Source organism: Microcystis sp. M53598_WE2 (assembly GCF_030067735.1).
GTDB lineage: Bacteria > Cyanobacteriota > Cyanobacteriia > Cyanobacteriales > Microcystaceae > Microcystis > Microcystis aeruginosa.
The window spans coordinates 1-3,839 of record NZ_JASJFE010000712.1 but is presented as its reverse complement, the minus strand read 5'-3'; the positions used below and the strand labels follow the sequence as shown (position 1 = coordinate 3,839).

The 3,839-nt window shown below is 44.8% G+C and carries 3 protein-coding genes and 1 other RNA gene; 3 read left to right on the top strand and 1 reads right to left on the bottom strand.

Annotated elements, in window-relative coordinates; translation table 11 throughout:
* Window positions 1-71: 71 nt before the first annotated feature.
* On the bottom strand, window positions 72-1,361 hold the full coding sequence (locus tag PX636_RS14570) for a M16 family metallopeptidase (protein ID WP_288117667.1): 1,290 nt from the start codon (window positions 1,359-1,361) through the stop codon (window positions 72-74).
* A gap of 248 nt (window positions 1,362-1,609) precedes the next feature.
* Here PX636_RS14570 and ssrS point away from each other — a divergent pair.
* The 3 genes from ssrS to PX636_RS14555 all read left to right on the top strand — a co-directional run bounded on the left by ssrS (window position 1,610) and on the right by PX636_RS14555 (window position 3,663).
* Window positions 1,610-1,797: non-coding RNA, 6S RNA (gene ssrS, locus PX636_RS14565), on the top strand.
* 182 nt (window positions 1,798-1,979) lie between these two features.
* Entirely contained in the window at window positions 1,980-3,356 is a 1,377-nt protein-coding gene (locus PX636_RS14560; protein WP_288117666.1) for an NAD(P)/FAD-dependent oxidoreductase, read from the top strand.
* Window positions 3,357-3,408: 52 nt separating this feature from the next.
* Window positions 3,409-3,663: a hypothetical protein gene (locus PX636_RS14555; RefSeq protein ID WP_287230961.1), complete on the top strand. Its 255-nt coding sequence runs from the start codon at window positions 3,409-3,411 to the stop codon at window positions 3,661-3,663.
* Window positions 3,664-3,839: the final 176 nt, after the last annotated feature.

The following is a 3,839-nucleotide window of genomic DNA, read 5'->3' as shown; positions in this document are numbered from 1 at the left end:
TTATCTGTTATCTGTTATCAGATGTGAGTTTTCAGTTCACTGTTCACTGATTACTGATTACTGTTCACTGATTACTGAATTGGTCTCACCACCACCACACCGTAAGCGTTAGGATTTAAATACTCTTGACAGGCATTTTGAATATCCTCTAAAGTGAGGGCTTCAATGTGTTGGGGATAACAAAAAGCTGGTTGTAAATCACCGATCTGAGTATGATAATAACCGTAAAGGTTAGCCCGATCGCTCGGTCTTTCATTGCTAAAAATAAACCGATTGGCCACTTGGGTTTTAACTCGTTCCAGTTCAGAAACTGTCACAGCTTCCTGTTGAATTTGTCCAATCTGTGCTATCACCTCTCTCTCCACTTGCTCGATATTTTCCGAGGCTAATTGAGCCGACACGGAAAACACACCTTGCACTGCTTGGGACATATTACTGGCAGTTATTTGGGAAACTAGCCCCTTTTCTTGGCGCAGAGACTGAAATAATCGCGATACCTTGCCCTGACCCAGAATAGCCGCTAAAACATCGAGAGGATAGGTTTTTTCTAAGTCTCTTAACCCCGGCACTTTCCAAAATAGGATTAAGCGGGCCTGCTGCAAATTTTCATCCTCGTATTCTTGACGGATAATCTCGTTAAAAGGAGCTTCGGGCTGTAGATTGGCGATAGGATGAGAAATAAGCCCAGAATTGCCCTTACTGCCTAAAGTATCTAAAGAATCCCTCACAATAGCCATTAAATCATCTACAGGTAAATTACCCACCACCGCCACCGTCATCCATTCGGGACGATACCAAGTCCGATGAAAATCTCGCATTTGTTGAGGAGTAAGATTTTCAATCACTGCCGTCGGACCCAACACCGGACGACGATAGGGTAAAACCTGAAAACAAGTCTCCATGGTGCGATAAAAAGTGCGCCGACGGGGATTATCCTGAGAACGACGAATTTCTTCTAAAATAACCTGTCTTTCCCGCTCAAAAGCTTCATCGGGGATTAAAGCTTCTAAAACCACTTCTAGCTGCAGCGGAGCTAGATGGGCGAAGTCCTGCGGGGCAGTGGTAATGTAATAATGGGTGTATTCTTGGCTAGTAGCGGCATTAGTCACCGCTCCCCTCGATTCGATCGCCCGTTCAAATTCACCACTGTCTAAGTTAGGGGTTCCCTTAAAAACCATGTGTTCGAGAAAATGAGCCATCCCATTGATCTGATCCGATTCTAAGGCCGAGCCGACCTGCAGCCAAACATTGAGATTAACCGCTTCTACCGGTTGACTTTCGGCAATAATCGTTAAACCATTGGCAAGACGGTGCAGAATCGGAGTGTTGAGCGTGGCAGGTTTCCCTAGGATAGCCGTCATTCTTTATTAGTCCTCGGTAATCACTCTGGCAAAAATTGTCACTTTTCTCTATTGTAGTCCCAGACTTTCACAGAGCCAACAAGATCAGGTGTTAGGTGTTAGGAGATAGGAGACAGGAGACAGGAGACAGGAGACAGGGTTTTGGGATGATAGGGTGATAAGACAGTTTCCCCACACCCCACACCCCACACCCCACTTCCCACTTCCCCTCTTGCCTCTGAGAAAAAAAAATGCTATGATCGGACTAAATCGGGCTTCTACGTTGGTGACTGCCTTTCAAGTTTTTTGATCTATGCTTGATTGTGATAAGGGAGCAAATAACCAATCCGTGTGGTAGTAAACCGAGCTTGTACTCGGAAACAGAAACGCGGAATATAAGTTCCCACCTGGTTAACCCAGGTCATAAACTTAGGTAAAACGGCGTAGCGGTCTTTGCAAGTTTTTCGAGCATATCAGAGTCCCTGTACTTTTTGGGTTTTGCCCTCCTCGCTGGCCAAAAAAGCGAGTATTTATATTTTTTTCTAGATTAAAGACTGCTGTTTTCGGTAACGCTTGTCACCGCTAAATTGTGACAATCCGGACTACACTAGGGAAAAATTTATGAATTATTGTTAAGCAATGACTGAAAAACAGCCAAGAGTTGTTATCATAGGCGGCGGATTTGCGGGTTTATACACGGCCAAAGCCCTAAAAAACGCTCCCGTTCATGTTACCCTCATCGATAAGCGAAATTTCCATCTTTTTCAGCCCCTCCTCTATCAAGTGGCTACTGGGGCGCTGTCTCCGGCCGATATCTCCTCACCTTTGCGCTTAATCCTACGGGGCCATGAGAATACAGATATTCTCCTCGATCATGCCATAGATATAGATCCAGTTAAGGGAGAAGTGATCTTGAAAGATCACCCGCCGATCGCCTACGATCAATTAGTCATTGCCACGGGAGTCAGTCATCACTATTTTGGCAATGAACAATGGCAGCCCTACGCCCCCGGGTTAAAAACCATTGAAGATGCGGTGGAAATGCGTCGTCGCATCTATCTCGCTTTCGAGAAGGCCGAGAAAGAAATCGATGCCGAAAAGCGGCAAGCTTTATTAACTTTTGTTATTGTCGGTGGCGGACCGACGGGGGTAGAATTGGCAGGAGCGATCGCTGAAATTGCCCACGGTGCGCTTAGGTCTGATTTTCACCAGATTAACCCCACAGAAGCGAAAATTTTGCTCTTAGAAGGGATGGATCGAGTATTACCCCCATATTCGCCCGATTTATCCGCTAAAGCTGCCGCTTCTCTCATAAAATTAGGGGTGACAGTGCAAACTAACAGCATCGTTACCAATATTGTTGAAGGTTGTGTCACCGTCCGTCAGGGAGAAAAGACGACAGAAATCGCCGCCGAGACAATTTTATGGGCAGCAGGGGTAAAAGCATCGAGAATGGGGCGAATTTTGGCCGAAAGAACCGGGGTAAATCTCGATCGCGTCGGCCGGGTAATCGTCGAACCGGATTTAAGTATCGCTGGTTATGCCAATATTTTTGTGATCGGGGATCTGGCTAATTTTGCCCATCAGGGAGATAAACCTTTACCCGGAATTGCCCCCGTGGCCATGCAGGAGGGCGAATATCTGGCGAATTTATTAATTTCTCGCCTAAAAGGGCAAACTATTCAACCTTTTCATTATATCGATCGAGGTAGTCTGGCAGTGATCGGCCAAAATGCGGCCGTGGTTGATTTGGGATTTGTCAAGTTTTCCGGGTTCATCGCTTGGTTAGTCTGGGTTTGGGCCCATATTTACTATCTGATCGAATTTGATAATAAATTAGTGGTGATGGTGCAATGGGGTTGGAATTATTTTACCCGCGGTCGTGGCGCTCGTTTGATTACGGGAGAGGGGCAGAATTTAGCCTCGGGACAATTGCCGCAAAATAACGGCCAAAATAATAATCTAGCCGTTTCTAGCCAGACGGAAACTCTCTCTCCACCGATCGTGAAAGTGTGAAAAAATAGCCGTGATTATCCAGTTATCAGTTAGCAGGTAAGAACAATCGATCATGAAAATAGAACGTCCTAACAGTCTAGAAATTACCCCAGAGGAAAGCCAAGAATTAGAATATTTACGAGTTACAATTGAACGAGCGATCAAAGATGGTGTGATCACAAGAATAGAATTTGAATCGATTAAAACAATCATGTTTTCTAATAAGAAAAATAATCCCGACCAAATCCTCCGGCAAGTGACACTCTATCGCCATTTAGTCGTTGAAAAAATGAATAATGGCGAACTAATTTTTGAATCTCCCCAATAGGTGGAAATGCTGTTGTAAGCTGCCCACGCATTTAAATTGCTTGTTGAGATAGGGTGCGGTAATGATTTGGTAGTAGTGGCGTAGCCCTCTTGCTTACCTGGTATGAATTGTGTTAAATATTTATTAATAAAAATAATTGCAACCCGCTCAGTCTTTAAACCTCTAGCTTGATCATG